1 rRNA gene is annotated in these 1,390 nt (G+C 51.4%); it reads right to left on the bottom strand.

The features are described 5' to 3' along the window. Nucleotides 1-24: 24 nt before the first annotated feature. Nucleotides 25-1,390: ribosomal RNA gene (locus ACQ4WM_RS24670) — 23S ribosomal RNA — on the bottom strand; the annotation flags it as partial.

Genomic DNA, 1,390 nt, shown 5'->3' with positions numbered 1-1,390 from the left:
ATCCTCTGTACCTGCTAAGGTTATAGGGACAAGCCGTACGGGCAATTAGTACTGGTTAGCTTAATGCATTACTGCACTTCCACACCCAGCCTATCAACGTCCTGGTCTCGAACGACCCTTCAAAGAGCTCAAGGCTCTGGGAAATCTCATCTCAAGGCAAGTTTCCCGCTTAGATGCTTTCAGCGGTTATCTCTTCCGAACTTAGCTACCCGGCAATGCCACTGGCGTGACAACCGGTACACCAGAGGTTCGTCCACTCCGGTCCTCTCGTACTAGGAGCAGCCCCCTTCAAATTTCCAACGCCCACGGCAGATAGGGACCAAACTGTCTCACGACGTTTTAAACCCAGCTCACGTACCACTTTAAATGGCGAACAGCCATACCCTTGGGACCGGCTACAGCCCCAGGATGTGATGAGCCGACATCGAGGTGCCAAACTCCCCCGTCGATATGAACTCTTGGGAGGAATCAGCCTGTTATCCCCAGAGTACCTTTTATCCGTTGAGCGATGGCCCTTCCATACAGAACCACCGGATCACTATGTCCTACTTTCGTACCTGCTCGACTTGTCAGTCTCGCAGTTAAGCACGCTTATGCCATTGCACTATCAACACGATGTCCGACCGTATCTAGCGTACCTTCGAACTCCTCCGTTACACTTTAGGAGGAGACCGCCCCAGTCAAACTGCCTACCATGCACTGTCCCCGATCCGGATAACGGACCAAGGTTAGAACCTCAAACAAACCAGGGTGGTATTTCAAGGTTGGCTCCACGAGAACTAGCGTCCCCGCTTCAAAGCCTCCCACCTATCCTACACAGATTGGTTCAAAGTCCAATGCAAAGCTACAGTAAAGGTTCATGGGGTCTTTCCGTCTAGCCGCGGGTAGATTGCATCATCACAAACATTTCAACTTCGCTGAGTCTCGGGAGGAGACAGTGTGGCCATCGTTACGCCATTCGTGCAGGTCGGAACTTACCCGACAAGGAATTTCGCTACCTTAGGACCGTTATAGTTACGGCCGCCGTTTACTGGGACTTCAATCAAGAGCTTGCACCCCATCATTTAATCTTCCAGCACCGGGCAGGCGTCACACCCTATACGTCCACTTTCGTGTTTGCAGAGTGCTGTGTTTTTATTAAACAGTCGCAGCCACCAGTTTATTGCAACCCTTTCACCCTTCTGGAGTAAACCAGTCAAGCTACCGGGGCGTACCTTTTCCCGAAGTTACGGTACCAATTTGCCGAGTTCCTTCTCCCGAGTTCTCTCAAGCGCCTTAGAATACTCATCTCGCCCACCTGTGTCGGTTTGCGGTACGGTCTCGTATGACTGAAGCTTAGAGGCTTTTCTTGGAACCACTTCCGATTGCTTCGTGAACAAGTTCACTCGTC

Origin of the sequence: Janthinobacterium longum, assembly GCF_051380735.1 — a bacterium.
Taxonomy (GTDB): domain Bacteria; phylum Pseudomonadota; class Gammaproteobacteria; order Burkholderiales; family Burkholderiaceae_D; genus Janthinobacterium.
Note: the sequence above shows the minus strand (reverse complement) of the source record. Positions and strands in the feature narration are given on the sequence as shown.